This is a genomic window from Nocardiopsis sp. NPDC055879 (assembly GCF_053615935.1).
This window is the reverse complement of sequence record NZ_JBSHCT010000014.1, coordinates 65,288-83,973: the sequence shown is the minus strand read 5'-3', so window position 1 is coordinate 83,973 and position 18,686 is coordinate 65,288. Positions and strand designations below refer to the sequence as shown.

The window sequence follows — 18,686 nt, the reverse complement described above, 5'->3', positions numbered from 1 at the left end:
CAGCCGCTTTACCAGCGGTAGTGGGCGAAGGCCTTGTTCGACTCGGCCATCTTGTGCGTGTCCTCACGCTTCTTGACGGCCGCACCGAGACCGTTGCTGGCGTCGACGAGCTCGTTCATCAGACGCTCGGTCATGCTCTTCTCACGACGCTGACGCGAGTAGGAGACCAGCCAGCGCAGGGCCAGCGTGGTGGACCGGGAGGCGCGAACCTCGACCGGAACCTGGTAGGTCGCGCCACCGACACGGCGGCTGCGGACCTCAAGCGCGGGCTTGACGTTGTCCAGAGCTCGCTTCAGAACGACGAGCGGGTCCTGACCGGTCTTCTCACGAGCGCCCTCGAGGGCGTCGTAGACGACGCTCTGAGCGATGGAGCGCTTACCGTCGAGCAGCACCTTGTTGATCAGTGCGGTGACGAGCGGCGAGCCGTAAACCGGGTCGGTGATGAGCTGGCGCTTCGGCGCCGGGCCCTTGCGCGGCATGCTTACTTCTCCTTCTTGGCGCCGTAGTGACTACGGGCCTGCTTGCGGCCCCGGACACCCTGGGTGTCGAGCGAACCGCGGACAATTCGGTAGCGGACACCCGGCAGGTCCTTCACACGACCACCGCGAACAAGCACGATGCTGTGTTCCTGAAGGTTGTGACCAATGCCGGGGATGTAGGCCGTGACCTCGATGCCGCTGCTCAGCTTGACGCGAGCGACCTTACGCAGAGCGGAGTTCGGCTTCTTGGGCGTAGTGGTGTAGACACGCGTGCACACACCACGACGCTGCGGACTCCCCTTCAGCGCCGGGGTCTTGTTCTTTGCGACCTTGTCCTGTCGGCCCTTGCGGACCAGCTGCTGGATGGTGGGCACCGCGTCTCCGTCTTCCTCGTGACCTACGCCGGTTCTCGTAGCCGATATCGCTATTGACCTGCTGAATTTCCCGAAACTCCCCGACCCCCGCAGTCGGGCGTGTCGACCTCGTTCCCGAACACGGGAACGGAAGCACACCCGGCCATGAGGCCGATTCGCAGGAGAGGGGTTCACATGCGCCGCGCGCCTCGTATCCGTCCCGTAAAAGGACTGGGGGCACCGCGCACATGTGTGACCCGTCGACTCACGGGCACAATCACACAGGCTACCGCTACCAGACCAGGCGGTCAAAACGGTGTGCGAGTTAGCGAGAACAAACGGAACCGGTTCTCGCGTAGCCGTGGGTCACCCCTAGTCTACGCGCTCTCCGACTCGTTTCGCCCCAGGTTTCCCCTGGAATGTGGCTGGAGGGCCCTCACAAGAGAACGGCCGCTTCCGGAGGGCCCATTCTCCCCCCGAAAGCGGCCGTCTGGCTACAGAATCACCAAGATCGCGACGGAGATCACCGTCACCACGATGCCGGCCACCGCGAATACGGTGCCGGTCGTGATCAGACCGAGTCCATCGAGGGTCCCCCGCGACCCCCGGATCTCCTTCTTGGCCCTGGGTCCCGTGACGAACAACGCGAGGATCGCGGTGATCACACCGAGGAACGGGATCAGCGAGGCGACGCCCAGCCACAGGGTCCGCATCGCACCCGGATCGGTGTCGGCCAGGAAGTCGACGCTGTCGTAACCGGGATAGGAGTCGCCGGCCTCTCCCCCGAGGGGGCGGTCCTCGAAGCCCGGGAAGTCCTCAACGATCCGGTCACGGCGGCGACGGCTCGACCTCGGACGTTCGGTCATCCCGTAGTCGGCGGGGGTGAAGCCGTCCTCGTACTCGGGATCCCCCTCTTCGGCGACCTGTTCCTCCGCGGCCTCGTACCGGGGCTCCGGGCCGTCGTCCGGAGCGTCGCTCCAGGCGTCGGCGGGGCCCTGCGGGTGGGACCCGAAGGGTGACGCCAGGTCGGAGGGGAGCCCGGCCACGGGCGGGGTGGGGCGGTCGTCGAAACCGAGCTCGTCCCGAACCCGATCGTCGTAACCCTGGTCACCGTAGGCGCGGTCCTCGTAGGCCTGCTCCTGGTAGGCCCGGTCGCCGAAGCCCTGCTCCGGGTACCCCGGCTCCCGATGGCCCTGGTCGATGTACCCCTGGTCCGCGTATCCACGGTCGTAGTAGGCCGGTTCGTCGTAGCCGCCGATGTTCCTGTCACCGCCCGCGGGCGCCTCCGGAGCACGGTCGATCGAACGCGCGCCGGCCGTCCCGTAGTCGTCGAGGCCACGACCGTCGAACCCGAGTTCGTCGTGGGGCATCGCGGGTCCGGTGCCGGTCCCGTACCCCAACGGTTCCTCGTCGTAGGCGGGTGAGCCGAACATCCGGGTGGCGTTGTCGGCGCCCCTGCTCCAGGAGGGTTCCTCGACCGGGTCCGGGCCGTATCCCCCCGGTTCCTCGGTCTCCCTGGCCTTGGCCCGCGACTGCATGTTCGCGATCGCGGCGAGCGGGTCCTCGGATGAGGGCACCGCCGCGGACAGTGCTCCGGTATCGGGGCCGTTGTCCCCTTCGGTACCGACCTCGTCCAGACCGGTGGGCTCGAATCCGCTCTCGCCACGACGACGCCGCTCGGCGTCCCGGACCACGTCCGGCAACCGCGGGTCGTCGCGGTCGAACGCCCAGGTGTTGCCACTGCCGGTGCCCAGACCCCCGTCGTCTGCGGGCATCGAGTACCTGGAAGGGGCGGAGAGCTCGTCGTAGGGCTCCGTGTACCTTTCGCCGGGCCGCTCCGCCTCCTCGACCGGGAACGCCTCGTGGCGGCGATCCTCCAGGTAGGAGGGAGCGGGGTCGTGCCAACGCTCCGGCTCGGACCCGGCCCAGGGCTCGGCCGCACCGGTGCTCCCTCGATCCGGCACGGGGCTCGGGCCCGGGGTCCAATCGTCCAGACCATCGGTGTCGTACCGGGGCACCGGGTTCTCCGCGGCAGCGGTGTCGGCCGCCCACACGTCCGCGGACCGCGCACCGGGGGTCGCCTCATTCGCCCAGGAGTCCTGGGCGGCAACGGGACCGTTCTCCTCCGATTCCTCGGGCGGCAACGGGACCTGCGCGCTGGCGGCGATGCCCGGATAGCCTCCGGTCCGGCTCTCGCCCTCCTCCGGCTCCCAAGCGGGCTCACGCTCGAACTCACGCTCGGGCTCGACGCCCCACGACGGTTCCGCTCCGGGAGGGACCTCGGAGGACACGTTCTCCGAGGGGGAGACCGTGTTCTCGTCGTGCCGGGGCCACCGCGGCTCGGCGGGGTCCCGGGGTTCGGTGGACGGCTCCCAGGACGGCACTCGCGAAGCCGAGGCTCCGGCCGGGATCTCCCCGGTCGGGGCACCCCACTCGGGGTGCGTGTTCGGCACCGAGGGCTCGACCGGCGTCGAGGACGTGTTCGGAGACTCCCAGGCGGGCGGACGCTCACCCGGGATACGTGTCACCGGTTGATAGGCACCACTACCCGCACCCGGGTAGGAGATGCCGGGCGGCCCCTGGGGCTCGGGGCTTACCGCGGGGGGTGTGGGCGGAGCGCCCAGCGCGTCAGGGTAGGGCTCCACCAGGGCCGGACGCGACGTGCTCAGCCCCGAGTACCCGCCGCTGTCGGGAAAGACCGCGGCCGCTTCATTCGGGGCGTCGCCCTCGGGCTCCGCCCCTTCATTGTCCATGGGGTCCTGGTAATCGGACTGTGTTCGGAAACGGTTCTCACTGGGCTTGAACCAGGAGTCCGCGTCCTCTCCGGACGACCGGTTCCCCGGCTCTCCGCCCCCGTTATCGTTCACTTGCCTGCTCTCCCGCCGGCGCCGTGGCGCCCTCTCCCCGTCAACACAGCGGTGTGTCGACCCACAACGACGAAACGGCGGCGGAGCCACCCCCCGTGATGGGGGTGGCCGACCGCCGCCGTCAGCTCAGCCAACGTTCAGTTCGGCTGCTTACCGGTTGTACGGCCCGAAGTCGTACTCCTCCAGCGGCACGGCCTCTCCCGAACCCTGCCCGAAGGTGTACTCACTCGGCTCCTCGTAGCCGGACACCGAGTACATCGAGGCCTTGGCCTCCTCGGTCGGCTCGACCCGAATGTTCCGGTACTGCGGAATGCCCGTACCGGCCGGGATGAGCTTACCGATGATCACGTTCTCCTTGAGGCCGAGCAGTGGGTCGCTCTTGCCGTGGATCGCGTTCTCGGTGAGCACCCGGGTGGTCTCCTGGAAGGAGGCCGCGGACAGCCAGGACTCCGTGGCCAGCGAGGCCTTGGTGATCCCCAGCAGGACCGGACGCCCGGCGGCGGGCTGGCCGCCCTCGGACACCACGCGCCGGTTGATGCGCTCGAACTTGGGCCGCTCGACCATCTCACCGGGCAGCAGCTCGGTGTCGCCGGACTCCAGGATGTTCACTCGCTTGAGCATCTGGCGAACGATGATCTCGATGTGCTTGTCGTGGATGGACACACCCTGCGACTTGTACACCTCCTGGACCTCCGACACGAGGTGCTGCTGCACCGCGCGCGGGCCCTGGATGCGAAGCACCTCGTGCGGGTTGATCGCACCCTGGATGAGCTGCTGACCGACCTTGACGTGGTCTTCGTCGGTCACCAGGAGCTGGGCACGCATCGGGACCGGGTAAGCGATCTCGTCGGTGCCGTCGTCCGGGATGACGACGATCTTGCGGCTCTTCTCGGTGTCATCGATCCGGATCCGGCCCTCCATCTCGGAGATCGGGGCCACACCCTTGGGGATGCGGGCCTCGAAGAGCTCCTGGACACGGGGCAGACCGTGGGTGATGTCCAGACCGGCCGAACCACCCATGTGGAAGGTACGCATGGTCAGCTGGGTACCGGGCTCACCGATGGACTGTGCAGCGATGATACCGATCGCCTCACCGACGTCCACCGGCTTGCCGGTCGCCATGGAGCGGCCGTAGCAGGTGGTGCAGACGCCGATCTTCGCCTCACAGGTCAGCGACGAGCGGATGCGCACCCGGGTGACCCCGGCGGCGACCAGCTTGTCGATGTTCTGCTCGGAGGTGTCGGACAGGGCGGGCAGCACCACGTTGCCGTCGGCGTCCAGCACGTCCTCGGCGAGGGTACGGCCGAAACCGGTGTTCTCGACGTTGTGCTTACGACCGACGACGCCGGCGGCGTTCTTCTCACCGATCTCGTGCCACAGGGAACGGTCGGTGTTGCAGTCCACCTCACGGACGATGACGTCCTGGGCGACGTCCACCAGACGACGGGTCAGGTAACCCGAGTCGGCGGTACGCAGCGCGGTGTCGGCCAGACCCTTGCGCTGACCGTGCGTGGAGATGAAGTACTCCAGAACGGACAGGCCCTCACGGTAGGAGGACTTGATCGGACGCGGGATCGTCTCACCCTTGGTGTTGGAGACCAGACCACGGATACCGGCGATCTGGCGCACCTGCATCGGGTTACCACGCGCACCGGACTGGACCATCATCCACACCGGGTTGTCGGCGGGGAAGTTGTCCTCCATGTTCTTGGCGACCTCGGCGGTCGCCTCGGTCCACAGCTCCGTGAGCTCCTTGCGGCGCTCATCGTCGGTGATCAGACCACGGTCGTACTCGCGCTGCAGCTTGTCGGCCTTGCCGTCGTACCGGGCGAGGATCTCGCCCTTCTGCGGCGGCGCGACGACGTCCTCGATGCCGATGGTCAGACCGGACCGGGTGGCCCAGCGGTAACCGGCGTCCTTGAGGGCGTCCAGGGTCGTGGCGACCTGGACCTTCGGGTAGTTCTCGGCGAGGTCGTTGACCAGCGTCGAGACCTGCTTCTTGCCCACCTGGAAGTTGACGTACGGGTAGTCGACCGGAGTGGCCTCGTTGAAGAGGTACCGACCCAGGGTCGTCTCCAGCACGTACACGTCGCCCTGTTCCCAGCCCTCGGGCGGGGTCCAGTCCTTGGGCGCGGGAGCTCCGTCCGCGATCCGCAGGCGGATCTTCGCCTGCAGGTCGAGGTGGCCCAGGTCGAAGGCCATGATGGCCTCCGACGGCGAGCGGAACGCACGGCCCTCGCCCGCGGCGCCGGCCCTCTCCGTCGTCAGGTAGTACAGACCGATGATCATGTCCTGGGTGGGCATGGTCACGGGCTTGCCGTCGGACGGCTTGAGGATGTTGTTGGTGGCCAGCATCAGCAGCCGCGCCTCGGCCTGGGCCTCGGCGGACAGCGGCAGGTGCACGGCCATCTGGTCACCGTCGAAGTCCGCGTTGAACGCGGTGCACACGAGCGGGTGGATCTGGATGGCCTTGCCCTCGACCAGCTGCGGCTCGAAGGCCTGGATGCCCAGGCGGTGCAGCGTCGGGGCACGGTTGAGCAGAACCGGGTGCTCGGTGATGACCTCTTCGAGGACGTCCCAAACGACCGGGCGGGACCGCTCGACCATGCGCTTGGCGCTCTTGATGTTCTGCGCGTGGTTCAGGTCGACCAGACGCTTCATCACGAACGGCTTGAACAGCTCCAGGGCCATCTGCTTGGGCAGACCGCACTGGTGCAGCTTCAGCTGCGGGCCGACGACGATGACCGAACGGCCGGAGTAGTCGACTCGCTTACCGAGCAGGTTCTGACGGAACCGACCCTGCTTACCCTTCAGCATGTCGGACAGCGACTTGAGCGGACGGTTACCGGGACCGGTGACCGGGCGCCCACGGCGGCCGTTGTCGAACAGCGCGTCGACGGCCTCCTGGAGCATCCGCTTCTCGTTGTTGACGATGATCTCGGGCGCGCCCAGGTCCAGAAGCCGCTTGAGTCGGTTGTTCCGGTTGATGACACGGCGGTACAGGTCGTTGAGGTCGGAGGTCGCGAAGCGGCCACCGTCCAGCTGCACCATCGGACGCAGGTCCGGCGGGATGACCGGGATGCAGTCCAGCACCATGCCCATGGGGCTGTTGGTGGTGTTGAGGAACGCCGAGACGACCTTGAGCCGCTTCAGGGCACGGGCCTTCTTCTGACCCTTGCCGGTACGGATGGTCTCCCGGAGCTTCTCGGCCTCCTCGTCCAGCTCGAAGTTGGACAGGCGGTCCTGGATGGCCTGAGCGCCCATGCCACCACGGAAGTACTTCCCGAAGCGGTCCCGCATCTCGCGGTAGAGCATCTCGTCGCCCTCGAGGTCCTGGACCTTGAGGTTCTTGAACCGGTTCCAGACCTCGTCGAGGCGGTCGATCTCACGCTGAGCGCGGTCGCGCAGCTGGCGCATCTCACGCTCGGCGCCCTCGCGCACCTTGCGGCGCGCGTCGCCCTTGGCACCCTGCTCTTCGAGCTCGGCCAGGTCGGTCTCCAGCTTGCGGTGACGCTCCTCCAGGGTGGAGTCGCGACGCTGCTCCAGGTGCTGCTTCTCGACCGAGATCCGAGCCTCTAGCGACTGCAGGTCGCGCTCACGGCCCTCGGTGTCCACCCACGTGACCATGTAGGCGGCGAAGTAGATGATCTTCTCGAGATCCTTCGGCGCCAGGTCCAGCAGGTAGCCCAGGCGAGAGGGCACACCCTTGAAGTACCAGATGTGCGTGACGGGAGCGGCCAGCTCGATGTGGCCCATCCGCTCACGGCGCACCTTGGCGCGGGTCACCTCGACGCCGCAGCGCTCACAGATGATGCCCTTGAAGCGGACACGCTTGTACTTACCGCAGTAGCACTCCCAGTCCCGGGTCGGACCGAAGATCTTCTCGCAGAAGAGTCCGTCCTTCTCGGGCTTGAGGGTCCGGTAGTTGATGGTTTCGGGCTTCTTGACCTCGCCGTGCGACCACTGGCGGATGTCCTCGGCCGTCGCGAGACCGATGCGCAGCTCGTCGAAGAAGTTGACGTCGAGCACTTAATTCGTCCCCTGCTCTCGAAGAATGCGGAAGTTAGACCTCTTCGACACTGCTCGGCTCACGCCTACCCAGGTCGATTCCCAGTTCTTCCGCGGCGCGGAAGACGTCCTCGTCACTGTCCCGCATCTCGATGGACATACCGTCACTGGACAGCACCTCCACGTTCAGACAGAGCGACTGCATCTCCTTGATGAGCACCTTGAAGGACTCAGGGATGCCCGGTTCGGGGATGTTCTCGCCCTTGACGATGGCCTCGTAGACCTTGACGCGGCCCACCACGTCGTCGGACTTGATGGTGAGCAGCTCCTGAAGCGCGTAGGCGGCACCGTAGGCCTCCAGCGCCCAGACCTCCATCTCACCGAAGCGCTGACCACCGAACTGTGCCTTACCACCCAGCGGCTGCTGCGTGATCATGGAGTACGGACCGGTGGAGCGGGCGTGGATCTTGTCGTCCACGAGGTGGTGGAGCTTCAGGATGTACTTGTAACCGACGGAGATCGGCTCGGCGAAGGGTTCGCCGGTGCGGCCGTCGAACAGACGCGCCTTACCGTCGGTGTTGATGAGACGGTTGCCGTCCGCGTTCGGACGGACCGACTTGAGCAGACCGCTGAGCTCGGGGCCCTCCAGGCCGTCGAAGACCGGGGTGGCCACTCGCGAGTTCGGTTCGACCTCCGAGGCGCCGACCGCGTGGAGCGTCTTCTCCCATTCCTCTTCCGTGCCCTCGACGGACCAGCCGTTCTTGGCCAGCCAACCGAGGTGGACCTCAAGGACCTGACCGACGTTCATTCGGCCGGGCACACCGAGCGGGTTGAGGATGATGTCGACGGGAGTGCCGTCCTCCAGGAAGGGCATGTCCTCCTGGGGCAGGATCTTGGCGATGACGCCCTTGTTGCCGTGACGACCGGCGAGCTTGTCACCATCGGTGATCTTGCGCTTCTGGGCGACGTAGACGCGAACCATCTCGTTCACGCCGGGCGCGAGCTCGTCACCGTCCTCGCGGCTGAAGACGCGCACGCCGATGACCTTGCCGGTCTCACCGTGCGGAACCTTCAGGGAGGTGTCGCGGACCTCTCGGGCCTTCTCACCGAAGATCGCGCGCAGCAGGCGCTCCTCCGGGGTCAGCTCGGTCTCACCCTTGGGCGTGACCTTGCCGACGAGGATGTCACCGTCGACGACCTCGGCGCCGATCCGGATGATGCCCCGGTCATCGAGGTCGGCCAGGACCTCCTCGCTGACGTTGGGGATCTCCCGGGTGATCTCCTCCGGGCCCAGCTTGGTGTCACGGGCGTCGACCTCGTGCTCCTCGATGTGGATCGAGGAGAGGACGTCGTCCTGCACCAGACGCTGGGAGAGGATGATGGCGTCCTCGTAGTTGTGCCCCTCCCAGGACATGTACGCCACGAGGAGGTTCTTGCCCAGCGACATCTCGCCCTGGTCCGTGGAGGGACCGTCGGCGAGGACCTGACGCTCCTCGATCCGCTGGCCCTCGTGGACGATGGGGCGCTGGTTGAAGCAGGTGCCCTGGTTGGAGCGCTGGAACTTGCCCATCCGGTACGTCTTGCGCGTGCCGTCGTCGGCCATCACGGTGACGTAGTCGGCGGTGACGTCCTCGACCACACCGGCCTTCTCCGCGAGGAGGACCTCGCCGGCGTCGGTGGCGGCGCGGTACTCCATACCGGTGCCGACGAACGGCGACTCGGCGCGCAGCAGCGGCACGGCCTGGCGCTGCATGTTGGAACCCATGAGCGCGCGGTTGGCGTCGTCGTGCTCCAGGAACGGGATCATGGCGGTGGCCACCGACACCATCTGGCGCGGCGACACGTCCATGTAGTCGACCTCGTCGGTGCTGACCTGCTCGAACTCCCCGCCCTTACGACGGACGAGCACACCGGCCTCGGCGAAGCTCCCATCGGCGTTCAACGGGGTGTTGGCCTGCGCGATGACGCACAGGTCCTCCTCGTCGGCGGTGAGGTAGTAGACCTCGTCGGAGACCTTACCGTCGATGACCTTGCGGTACGGGGTCTCCACGAAGCCGAAGGAGTTCACTCGGCCGTAGGCGGCGAGCGAACCGATCAGACCGATGTTGGGACCCTCAGGGGTCTCGATCGGGCACATGCGGCCGTAGTGGGACGGGTGGACGTCTCGGACCTCGAAGCCCGCGCGCTCACGGGAGAGACCGCCCGGACCCAGCGCCGAGAGGCGACGCTTGTGGGTCAGGCCCGCGAGCGGGTTGGTCTGGTCCATGAACTGGGACAGCTGCGAGGTGCCGAAGAACTCCTTGATGGAGGCCACGACGGGACGGATGTTGATCAGGGTCTGCGGCGTGATCGCCTCGACGTCCTGGGTGGTCATCCGCTCGCGGACGACGCGCTCCATACGGGCCAGGCCCAGGCGGACCTGGTTCTGGATGAGCTCGCCGACGGTGCGCAGGCGACGGTTGCCGAAGTGGTCGATGTCGTCGGTCTCGATCGGACGGAGGCCGAGGACGGTCTCCTTCTCGACCTCACCCGCGTGCAGGCGGACGAGGTAGTCGATCGTGGAGACGATGTCCTCTTCGGTGAGGGTCCCCTGCGTGAACTCGGTGTCCAGGCCGAGCTTCTTGTTGATCTTGTAACGACCGACCTTGGCCAGGTCGTAGCGCTTGGGGTTGAAGTACAGGTTCTCCAGCAGCGCCTGAGCCGACTCCTTCGTGGGCGGCTCTCCCGGGCGCAGCTTGCGGTAGATGTCCAGCAGCGCGTCGTCGGTACCCGCGGTGGGGTCCTTCTCCAGGGTGTTGCGGATCGACTCGTACTGGCCGAAACGCTCCAGGATCTGGTCGGTGGTCCAGCCGAGGGCCTTGAGCAGGACGGTGACGCCCTGCTTGCGCTTACGGTCGATGCGAACACCGACGAAGTCGCGCTTGTCGACCTCGAACTCCAGCCAGGCACCACGGGACGGGATGACCTTGCACCCGAACAGGTCCTTGTCGGAGGTCTTGTCGACGGAGGTGTCGAAGTAGACACCCGGGGACCGAACCAGCTGGGACACGACGACGCGCTCGGTGCCGTTGATGATGAAGGTGCCCTTGACGGTCATGAGCGGGAAGTCGCCCATGAACACCGTCTGGCTCTTGATCTCACCGGTGTCGTTGTTGATGAACTCCGCCGTGACGAACATCGGGGCGGAGTAGGTCATGTCCTTGTCCTTGCACTCCTCTTCGGAGTACTTGGGCGGTTCGAACCGGTGGTCACGGAACGAAAGGGACATCGTGCCCGAGAAGTCCTCGATCGGGCTGATCTCCTCGAAGATCTCTTCGAGACCGGACTGCTCCGAAACGTCCTTGCGGCCGGCGGCGCGGGCCGTCTCGCCCCGCGTCTTCCACGTGTCGTTGCCCAGCAGCCAGTCGAACGACTCGGTCTGCAGGGCCAGAAGATTGGGAACCTCAAGGGGTTCCTGGATACGGGCGAAAGAAACGCGGTGCGGACCAAGGGCGTTAGCGGAGGCGTTGCGCGAGGCTGCCAACAGGGGTCCTTCCGAAGGCTTGTGGCGGTTGAAGCGCGCACGCCAGACGATCCGTCACGAGAAGGACCGCCGCAACGCGGTTGAGACGGTCACTTCGAGCGGGAGCGGGCATTGTCGGAGCTTCCGGAGTAACAAACGGAAACGACGAAAAGCCGTTCACCGACACAGGGATCACCAAAGGGCAGCGCAAAAGAGCAGTGTAGCCGAACACTACACCGCTGTCCACTCACGGTCCACGGCGCCACTCACGACACCGGCAGGATCACCCCTGGAGGGCGATCCGTCAAGCCCGGTGGCCGCCGAACGCCACCGCACACGCCCCCGGGGGAAAGGCCCTGGACCATCAGGGTGAAACAGCGCGCCTGCCCTGGCCCCACGGGGGATTGTGAGCCAACGGACACCCGGAAGGATTCCCTCGCCCAAGGCGGGTAAACACTCCCCAACGGGTCCGTCAGGATTCCCGGGACGGGAGATTATCGCGTCCGAGGGACAGTTCGCACACGCGTACCCCTCCGTTCCCGGTTTCCCCTGGTCCGAGGGCCCGGGGACCGCAACAGCTTCGCACACCGAAGTCCCGTGTCCTGGCACGGACACGGCCGCGCCACGACAAAGGGGACGTTCGTTCCCGCTCGACCCGCGTACCGGCCACCCATGGGCCCGGGCCCTTCGACCCCGACCCGAGGATGGACACGGACACGAAAAAACGGCCGCCCCTCCCCGAAGGGAGGAACGGCCGCTCAGCGTAGACCAGCGGGCGTCTGAGGCCCGCGAGGGACTACTTGAGGGTGACGGTGGCGCCGGCGCCCTCAAGGGCCTCCTTGGCCTTGTCGGCGTTCTCCTTGCTGGCAGCCTCCAGCACGGCCTTCGGAGCGTTGTCGACCAGGTCCTTGGCTTCCTTCAGGCCCAGGCTCGTGAGGCCGCGGACCTCCTTGATGACCTGGATCTTCTTGTCGCCGGCGGACTCGAGGACGACGTCGAACTCGGTCTGCTCCTCGGCGGCCTCTTCGGCACCGGCGCCACCGGGGGCGGCGACGGCGACGGCGGCCGGGGCGGCGGCGGTGACGTCGAACTTGTCCTCGAACAGCTTCACGAACTCGGAGAGCTCGAGAAGGGTCATCTCCTCGAACGCGGCAAGCAGGTCATCGTTGCTGAGCTTCGCCATGATGCGATCTCTCTTTCTCTCATGACACGCGCGCCAACGGCACAGCGTGCGAGCCAATGGCCGGGCGCCGTCGGCACCCGCCGTGGTTCAAAAGGTTTAAGCGGCTTCCTCGGTGCGCTTGTCCGCCAGAGCCTGCGCGAGACGCACAGTCTTGGAGGGCAGCGCCTGGAAGACGGCGGCGGCCTGGCCCTGCTTGGCCTTGAGCGCACCGGCCAGCTTCGAGAGGAGAACCTCTCGGGACTCCAGATCGGCCAGCTTGGTGACCTGCTCGGCGTTCATCGACTTGCCGTCGACGACAGCGCCCTTGATCACCAGGGGCGAGTTCGCCTTCGCGAAGTCACGCAGACCCTTGGCGGCCTCGACGACGTCCCCGTGGACGAAGGCGATGGCGGACGGGCCTTCGAGCAGATCGGAGATCTGCTCGTCGACGCCGGCCTCCTTGACCGCGATCTTGGTCAGCGTGTTCTTGACGATGCGAAAACGCGTGCTCTGACCGAGGCTGTGGCGCAGTGCGGAAACCTGCGCGACAGTGAGCCCCCGGTATTCGGTCAGCACTGCGGCGTTCGACTCGCGGAGCTCGTCCGCGAGTTCGGCGACCGCGGCTGCCTTGTCCGGCCTCGCCATGGGACTCCTTCCAACAGTGAACGCTGGTTTTATCCCAAGGACTTCCACGATCGGCGTCAGCACGAGAAAAGCCCCGAACGCAAGGCGCACGGGGCATGTCCGCGTTCTTCCGCCCGTGTGCTCGGCACACGGGACCCGGAACGGGAAAGCTCTGGTGACACCTGCGCGGGCGCCCATCGAGGTGGGTCCTTAGGTCACCCGAGCGGGTGACGACCAGCGGTCTTCGGCAAGACCCAATGCTAACCGACGAATGGGAGTGCTCGACCATCGTTCCCACGCGGAAAGGATGTGATCGCCGGCACCCTCATCACCGTTCGGTGATGATCACGCACCCAACAGGAGAAATGTCCGAAGACACTGGGATCATGAGGCCAACTGGGCGTCCGCACTCATCGAGCGTGCCCACTCCCCCATAGCGAAAGTGATTCTTTCCCATGACGCGCACCCCGGCCCTGCTCTCCGCTGGAGCCTTCTCCCTCGTCCTGATGCTCACGGCATGTGGCAACGACCCCGCAGAGGAGGAGACCACGGTCTCCACCGAGAAGCAGGAGGAGGAAGGCGGCGGGTCCCCCAAGGATCTCCTGGCCCAGGTCTTCGACAGCACCACCGAGATCACCAACTACACCCTCGACATCGACATGACGGCGCCCGACGTGGAGATGGGAATCCTCTACGAGGTGATGAACGATCCGGTGGCCACGCAGGCCACCATGTCCATGCCTCTCATGGGCGAGATGATGTTCGAGCTGATGTCCATGGGCGGTGAACTGCCGGACGGGGTGACCGCCGAAGACCTGAGCACCTACATCGTCATCTTCGAGGAGGGCTCGGACCCCTTGGTCGCCGACACGTACGGTCTCCAAGGGGATGCCCCTTGGATCCGCGGGGACGCGTCCACCATGGAACAGAACCCGAGCGACGCCTTCGACATCGAATCCCTGCCCGACCTCGTCGCCGCGTTCGCCACGCTCGACCAGATCGAGGAGACCGGAACCGAGGAGGTCGGCGGGATCGAGACCACCGTGCTCCAAGGCAGCATGACCGAAGAGGAGATCAACGCCCTCGACGCCGAGCAGAAGCTCGCGGTCATCGAACTCCTCGGCTCGGTCAGCGGCACACTGGACGTCTCCTTGGCGGTCAGCGATGACGGCTTCCCGATGCGCATCGACTTCTCCGACGACCAGGCCGACGTCACGATGGAGTTCTCCGAGATCGGGTCGACCTCCTTCGAGATTCCCGCCGAGGAGCAGATCGGCTGATCCACTCCCCCACCAAGACACGGAACGGCCCCCGTCTCCCGAAGGAGCGGGGGCCGTTCTCATGCTTCACACAAGGCCCGGGAAGGCTTTAGGCGTCGAGCGGGATGCTCGGGCCCATCGTGGTGGAGACCACGGCCTTCTTGATGTAGCGGCCCTTGGCTGCGGACGGCTTGAGGCGGTTCACCTCATCGATCGCGGCCTGGTAGTTCTCGAGCAGCTTGGGCTCGTCGAACGAGGTCTTGCCGATGATGAAGTGCAGGTTCCCGTGGCGGTCCACGCGGAACTCGATCTTGCCGCCCTTGATGTCGGTCACGGCCTTGGCCACGTCCGGGGTGACGGTGCCCGTCTTCGGGTTGGGCATGAGGCCACGGGGGCCCAGGACACGGCCGAGACGACCGACCTTGCCCATGAGGTCCGGGGTGGCCACGACGGCGTCGAAGTCGAGGAAGCCGTTCTGGACCTTCTGGACGAGCTCGTCGTCGCCGACGATGTCGGCGCCGGCGGCCCGAGCCTGCTCGGCACGCTCACCGGTCGCGAAGACCAGGACCCGAGCGGTCTTGCCGGTGCCGTTCGGCAGGTTCACGGTGCCGCGGACCATCTGGTCGGCCTTGCGCGGGTCGACGCCCAGGCGCAGGGCCACCTCGACGGTGGCGTCGAACTTGATGTTGCTGGTCTCCTTGGCCAGCTTCACGGCCTCGGCGGGGCTGTAAAGCCGGTCGCGGTCCACCAGGTTGGCGGCTTTGCGGTGGTTCTTGCTGCGCTTCACTCTGTTCTCCTACGGGAACGTGTGGTCCTTGGGCCGGCGCATGGCCCTGCCACTGTGGTTCTTGCCGTCGAGCAACCCCTGGTCGGGAGCTACTTGACCTCGATGCCCATGGAACGGGCGGTACCGGTGACGATCTTGGTCGCGGCCTCGATGTCGTCGGTGTTGAGGTCGGGCAGCTTGGTCTGCGCGATCTCACGGACCTGGTCGGCGGTGATGGAACCGCTGGTGCTGCGGCCCGGCTCACCGGACGCCTTGTCCATTCCGGCGGCCTTCAGGATCAGCTTGGGCGCCGGAGGCGTCTTGGTGACGAAGCTGAAGGAACGGTCCTCGTAGATGGAGATCTCTACGGGGATGACGTTGCCGCGCTGGGCCTCCGTAGCAGCGTTGTACTGCTTGCAGAAGTCCATGATGTTGACGCCGTGCGGACCGAGAGCGGTACCGACGGGGGGCGCCGGGGTCGCCTGACCGGCGGGCAGCTGCACCTTGACGAGTGCGGCGAGTTTCTTCTTCGGAGGCATATCGGGTCCTTTGCCTGATCTGCGTTGTGTACCGGCCCCTGCCTCCCTGACGGCACGTTCGGGCCGAAGGGCCACGTTCGTGCCGCTGCCGAAGGAGGCTTCCCCGCGCGAGGCGGGGGCCACGGCCCGTCGGGACCGGAAGGGCCGGGCGCGTGTTCGTCGGGCCGCTGGGCCTGCTGTGACACGCGACGGTGGGTCCGCCCTCGTCGAGGGTGGACCCACCAAGTCTACGTCGCCCGGACAGTGCTCCGGGCTGGTCGTGGAATGTACCCCACGACGTCAGATCTTGGCGACCTGGTTGAAGGAGAGTTCCACCGGGGTCTCACGACCGAAGATCGACACGAGCACCTTGAGCTTCTGGGTGTCGCCGTTGATCTCGCTGACGGTGGCGGGCAGGGTCGCGAACGGACCCTCCATGACGGTGACGGATTCTCCGACCTCGTAGGCGACGTCGGAGCGGGCCTCGCCGCCCGCGGTCTTGGCCTGCGGGGAGGATTCCGGCTCCACCTCCGGCTCGGGGGCCAGGAGCTTGGCGACCTCGGTCAGGCTCAGCGGGGCGGGCTTGTTGGACAGGCCCACGAAACCGGTGACGCCCGGGGTGTTGCGAATGGCCGACCAGGACTCGTCGGTCAGGTCCATGCGGACGAGCACGTAGCCGGGCAGGACCTTCTCGGTGACCTGCTGGCGCTTGCCGCTCTTGACCTCGGTGACCTCGTGCTCGGGCACCTCGACCTGGAAGATGTACTCCTCCATGTTGAGGGACTGGGTACGGCTCTCGACGTTCGCCTTGACGCGCTTCTCGTAGCCGGCGTAGGTGTGCACGACGTACCAGTCGCCGGGCAGCAGGACGAGTTCGTTCTTGAACTCCTCGACGGGGTCGAGGCGGGGCAACTCGGGCTCGGCTTCGGCCTCTTCGGCACTCTCGTCGGCTTCAGCGACCTCATCGGCCTCATCGGCGAACCCCGGGACGTCGCCATCGGCGTCCTGGGTCGGCTCGCCCGCCAGGCCGGTCTCTTCCGCCGACGACTGATCCGGCTCCTCTTCGGGGAAGTCGTCAGAGGTCAGTGGGGACTCGGACACGGCTGCTCTTTCTCTCGTCGGATTCGCTAGTGCGTGCGACGCACACCGAACAGGCCGTGCGTCGAACCCAGTTCTGCCAGCTTACGGTCTCTCAGGGCGACGCGGGACCAACGCGCGGACGAGGAAGGGCTTCCAGGGCGGAGTTGACGCGCCCTTGTCCCTGTGAGGATGGGTCGTGCCTTAGACGCTGGGCCGACCGAAGGTGCTGTAGAGCCAGGTGACGGCCTCACCGAAGGCGAAGTCGAGAAGGGAGACGTAGGCCAGGACCAACACGACGAACACCAGAACGACGATGGTGTAAGTGGTCAGTTCCTTGCGCGTGGGCCAGCGGACCTTGCGCAGCTCGTCGACGACCTGCTTGGTGAACGTCACCGGACCGGTACGACGCTTGGGCTCCTTCTCGGGCTTGGCGTCGGCGTCAGTCTGAGTCACCTGGGGTCCTTAGAGTCGCGGGCTGCTTGATTCCCCTGTAGTTCCGTTGCCCTCGCGGCGGGGTGACGACCGTGGTCGCCACCCCGATCCGCGCTCGGACTTGCAGGGCAGGAGGGACTCGAACCCCCAACCGCCGGTTTTGGAGACCGGTGCTCTGCCAATTGAGCCACTGCCCTTAGCGGAAACTGCGTTGCCCACCATAGCCGGTCCTGAGAGTCGTCGCACAACCTCGAAGGTGTGACGCCTGCGTAACGAACCGGCCGACGCGAACGAGTGTACGCCTATCCGAGGCCCACGACCAAACCGGTTCCGCCGGTCCGGACACCCGAGGTGACCTTCCCCGCCCGAGGAAGTGACCTTCCCCCCGACGTCGTGGATGAGCGCATGACACCATGGGAACATGACTGATCGACCCCGTGTCTCTGCACGTATCAGCGCCATTTCCGAGTCCGCCACCCTCGCGGTGGACGCCAAGGCCAAGGCCATGAAGGCCGATGGCCGACCCGTCATCGGATTCGGCGCGGGGGAACCGGACTTCCCGACCCCCGACTACATCGTGGAAGCCGCGGTGGCCGCCGCCCGCGAGCCCCGCTTCCACCGCTACACCCCGGCCGGTGGCCTCCCCGAGCTGAAGAAGGCCATCGCCGAGAAGACCGAGCGCGACTCCGGCTACAAGGTCGATCCGGCCCAGATCCTGGTCACCAACGGTGGCAAGCAGGCCATCTACGAGGCCTTCGCCGCCCTGCTGGACCCGGGCGACGAGGTCATCGTGATCGCCCCGTACTGGACGACCTACCCGGAGTCGATCAAGCTCGCGGGCGGTGTGCCCGTCTACGTCGTCACCGACGAGAGCACCGGCTACCTGGCCTCGATCGAACAGTTGGAGGCGGCCCGCACCGACCGCACCAAGGTGCTGGTGTTCGTGTCCCCGTCCAACCCGACCGGCGCCGTCTACCCGCGCGAGCAGGTCCGCGCCATCGGCCGGTGGGCGAACGAGCAGGGCCTGTGGGTGCTGACCGACGAGATCTACGAGCACCTGGTCTACGGTGACGCCGAGTTCTCGTCGCTGCCCGTCGAGGTCCCCGAGATCGCCGACCGCACCATCATCGTCAACGGGGTCGCCAAGACGTACGCGATGACCGGCTGGCGCGTGGGGTGGATCATCGGTCCCAAGGACGTGGTCAAGGCCGCGAGCAACCTGCAGTCGCACGCCACCTCCAACGTCGCGAACGTGTCGCAGGCCGCCGCCGTGGCCGCCCTCTCCGGCGACCTGACCGCCGTCGACGAGATGCGGAAGGCGTTCGACCGTCGTCGCCGGACCATCGTGCGGATGCTCAACGAGATCGACGGCGTGGTCTGCCCGGAACCCGAGGGCGCGTTCTACGCGTACCCGTCGGTGAAGGGCGTGCTCGGCAAGAAGATCCGCGGCAGGGCCCCGAAGACCTCCACCGAGCTGGCCGAGCTCATCCTGGAGGAGGCCGAGGTCGCGGTGGTCCCGGGTGAGGCCTTCGGCACCCCCGGCTACCTGCGTCTGTCGTACGCGCTCAGCGACGAGGACCTCGTCGAGGGCGTGACCCGCGTGCAGAACCTGCTGGCCGAGGCCGAGTAGCGAACG

13 protein-coding genes and 1 tRNA gene are annotated in these 18,686 nt (G+C 66.6%); 2 read left to right on the top strand and 12 right to left on the bottom strand.

Annotated elements, in window-relative coordinates:
* Positions 1-8: 8 nt before the first annotated feature.
* From rpsG to rplJ, 7 genes are all read right to left on the bottom strand, one after another.
* Complete coding sequence (gene rpsG / locus ACWGKS_RS18075) at positions 9-479, bottom strand: 30S ribosomal protein S7 (protein ID WP_067597751.1); 471 nt, start codon at positions 477-479, stop codon at positions 9-11.
* 2 nt (positions 480-481) lie between these two features.
* Positions 482-853: a 30S ribosomal protein S12 gene (gene rpsL, locus ACWGKS_RS18070; protein ID WP_014912437.1), complete on the bottom strand. Its 372-nt coding sequence runs from the start codon at positions 851-853 to the stop codon at positions 482-484.
* Between the two features lie 473 nt (positions 854-1,326).
* Positions 1,327-3,585, bottom strand: coding sequence for a hypothetical protein (locus tag ACWGKS_RS18065; RefSeq protein WP_358506792.1), 2,259 nt, complete (start codon positions 3,583-3,585; stop codon positions 1,327-1,329).
* A 264-nt stretch (positions 3,586-3,849) separates the two neighbouring features.
* Entirely contained in the window at positions 3,850-7,728 is a 3,879-nt protein-coding gene (locus ACWGKS_RS18060) for a DNA-directed RNA polymerase subunit beta' (RefSeq protein ID WP_358506794.1), read from the bottom strand.
* Positions 7,729-7,762: 34 nt separating this feature from the next.
* On the bottom strand, positions 7,763-11,230 hold the full coding sequence (gene rpoB / locus ACWGKS_RS18055) for a DNA-directed RNA polymerase subunit beta (RefSeq protein ID WP_358506796.1): 3,468 nt from the start codon (positions 11,228-11,230) through the stop codon (positions 7,763-7,765).
* A 775-nt stretch (positions 11,231-12,005) separates the two neighbouring features.
* Complete coding sequence (rplL, locus tag ACWGKS_RS18050) at positions 12,006-12,392, bottom strand: 50S ribosomal protein L7/L12 (RefSeq protein ID WP_358506798.1); 387 nt, start codon at positions 12,390-12,392, stop codon at positions 12,006-12,008.
* A 96-nt stretch (positions 12,393-12,488) separates the two neighbouring features.
* A complete protein-coding gene (gene rplJ / locus ACWGKS_RS18045) occupies positions 12,489-13,016 on the bottom strand; it encodes a 50S ribosomal protein L10 (RefSeq protein WP_358506800.1) in 528 nt (175 codons plus the stop codon).
* A 434-nt stretch (positions 13,017-13,450) separates the two neighbouring features.
* Between rplJ and ACWGKS_RS18040 the strand changes: the two genes are divergently transcribed.
* Entirely contained in the window at positions 13,451-14,275 is an 825-nt protein-coding gene (locus tag ACWGKS_RS18040) for a hypothetical protein (protein ID WP_358506802.1), read from the top strand.
* An 88-nt stretch (positions 14,276-14,363) separates the two neighbouring features.
* Here ACWGKS_RS18040 and rplA read toward each other — a convergent pair whose 3' ends face one another.
* From rplA to ACWGKS_RS18015, 5 genes are all read right to left on the bottom strand, one after another.
* Positions 14,364-15,041 carry a 50S ribosomal protein L1 gene (gene rplA / locus ACWGKS_RS18035; protein ID WP_358506804.1) on the bottom strand — a complete coding sequence of 226 codons (678 nt, stop codon included), beginning with the start codon at positions 15,039-15,041 and terminating at the stop codon, positions 14,364-14,366.
* Positions 15,042-15,130: 89 nt separating this feature from the next.
* The gene (rplK, locus tag ACWGKS_RS18030; protein WP_358506806.1) at positions 15,131-15,559 is read right to left on the bottom strand and encodes a 50S ribosomal protein L11; all 429 of its coding nucleotides are present in this window, start codon (positions 15,557-15,559) and stop codon (positions 15,131-15,133) included.
* A gap of 279 nt (positions 15,560-15,838) precedes the next feature.
* Positions 15,839-16,639 carry a transcription termination/antitermination protein NusG gene (nusG, locus tag ACWGKS_RS18025; RefSeq protein ID WP_358506808.1) on the bottom strand — a complete coding sequence of 267 codons (801 nt, stop codon included), beginning with the start codon at positions 16,637-16,639 and terminating at the stop codon, positions 15,839-15,841.
* Positions 16,640-16,819: 180 nt separating this feature from the next.
* On the bottom strand, positions 16,820-17,071 hold the full coding sequence (gene secE / locus ACWGKS_RS18020) for a preprotein translocase subunit SecE (RefSeq protein ID WP_358506810.1): 252 nt from the start codon (positions 17,069-17,071) through the stop codon (positions 16,820-16,822).
* A gap of 103 nt (positions 17,072-17,174) precedes the next feature.
* Positions 17,175-17,247: transfer RNA gene (locus tag ACWGKS_RS18015), tRNA-Trp, on the bottom strand.
* A gap of 224 nt (positions 17,248-17,471) precedes the next feature.
* On the opposite strand from ACWGKS_RS18015, the gene ACWGKS_RS18010 reads away from it, so the two are divergent.
* Positions 17,472-18,680: a pyridoxal phosphate-dependent aminotransferase gene (locus ACWGKS_RS18010; protein ID WP_358506812.1), complete on the top strand. Its 1,209-nt coding sequence runs from the start codon at positions 17,472-17,474 to the stop codon at positions 18,678-18,680.
* Positions 18,681-18,686: the final 6 nt, after the last annotated feature.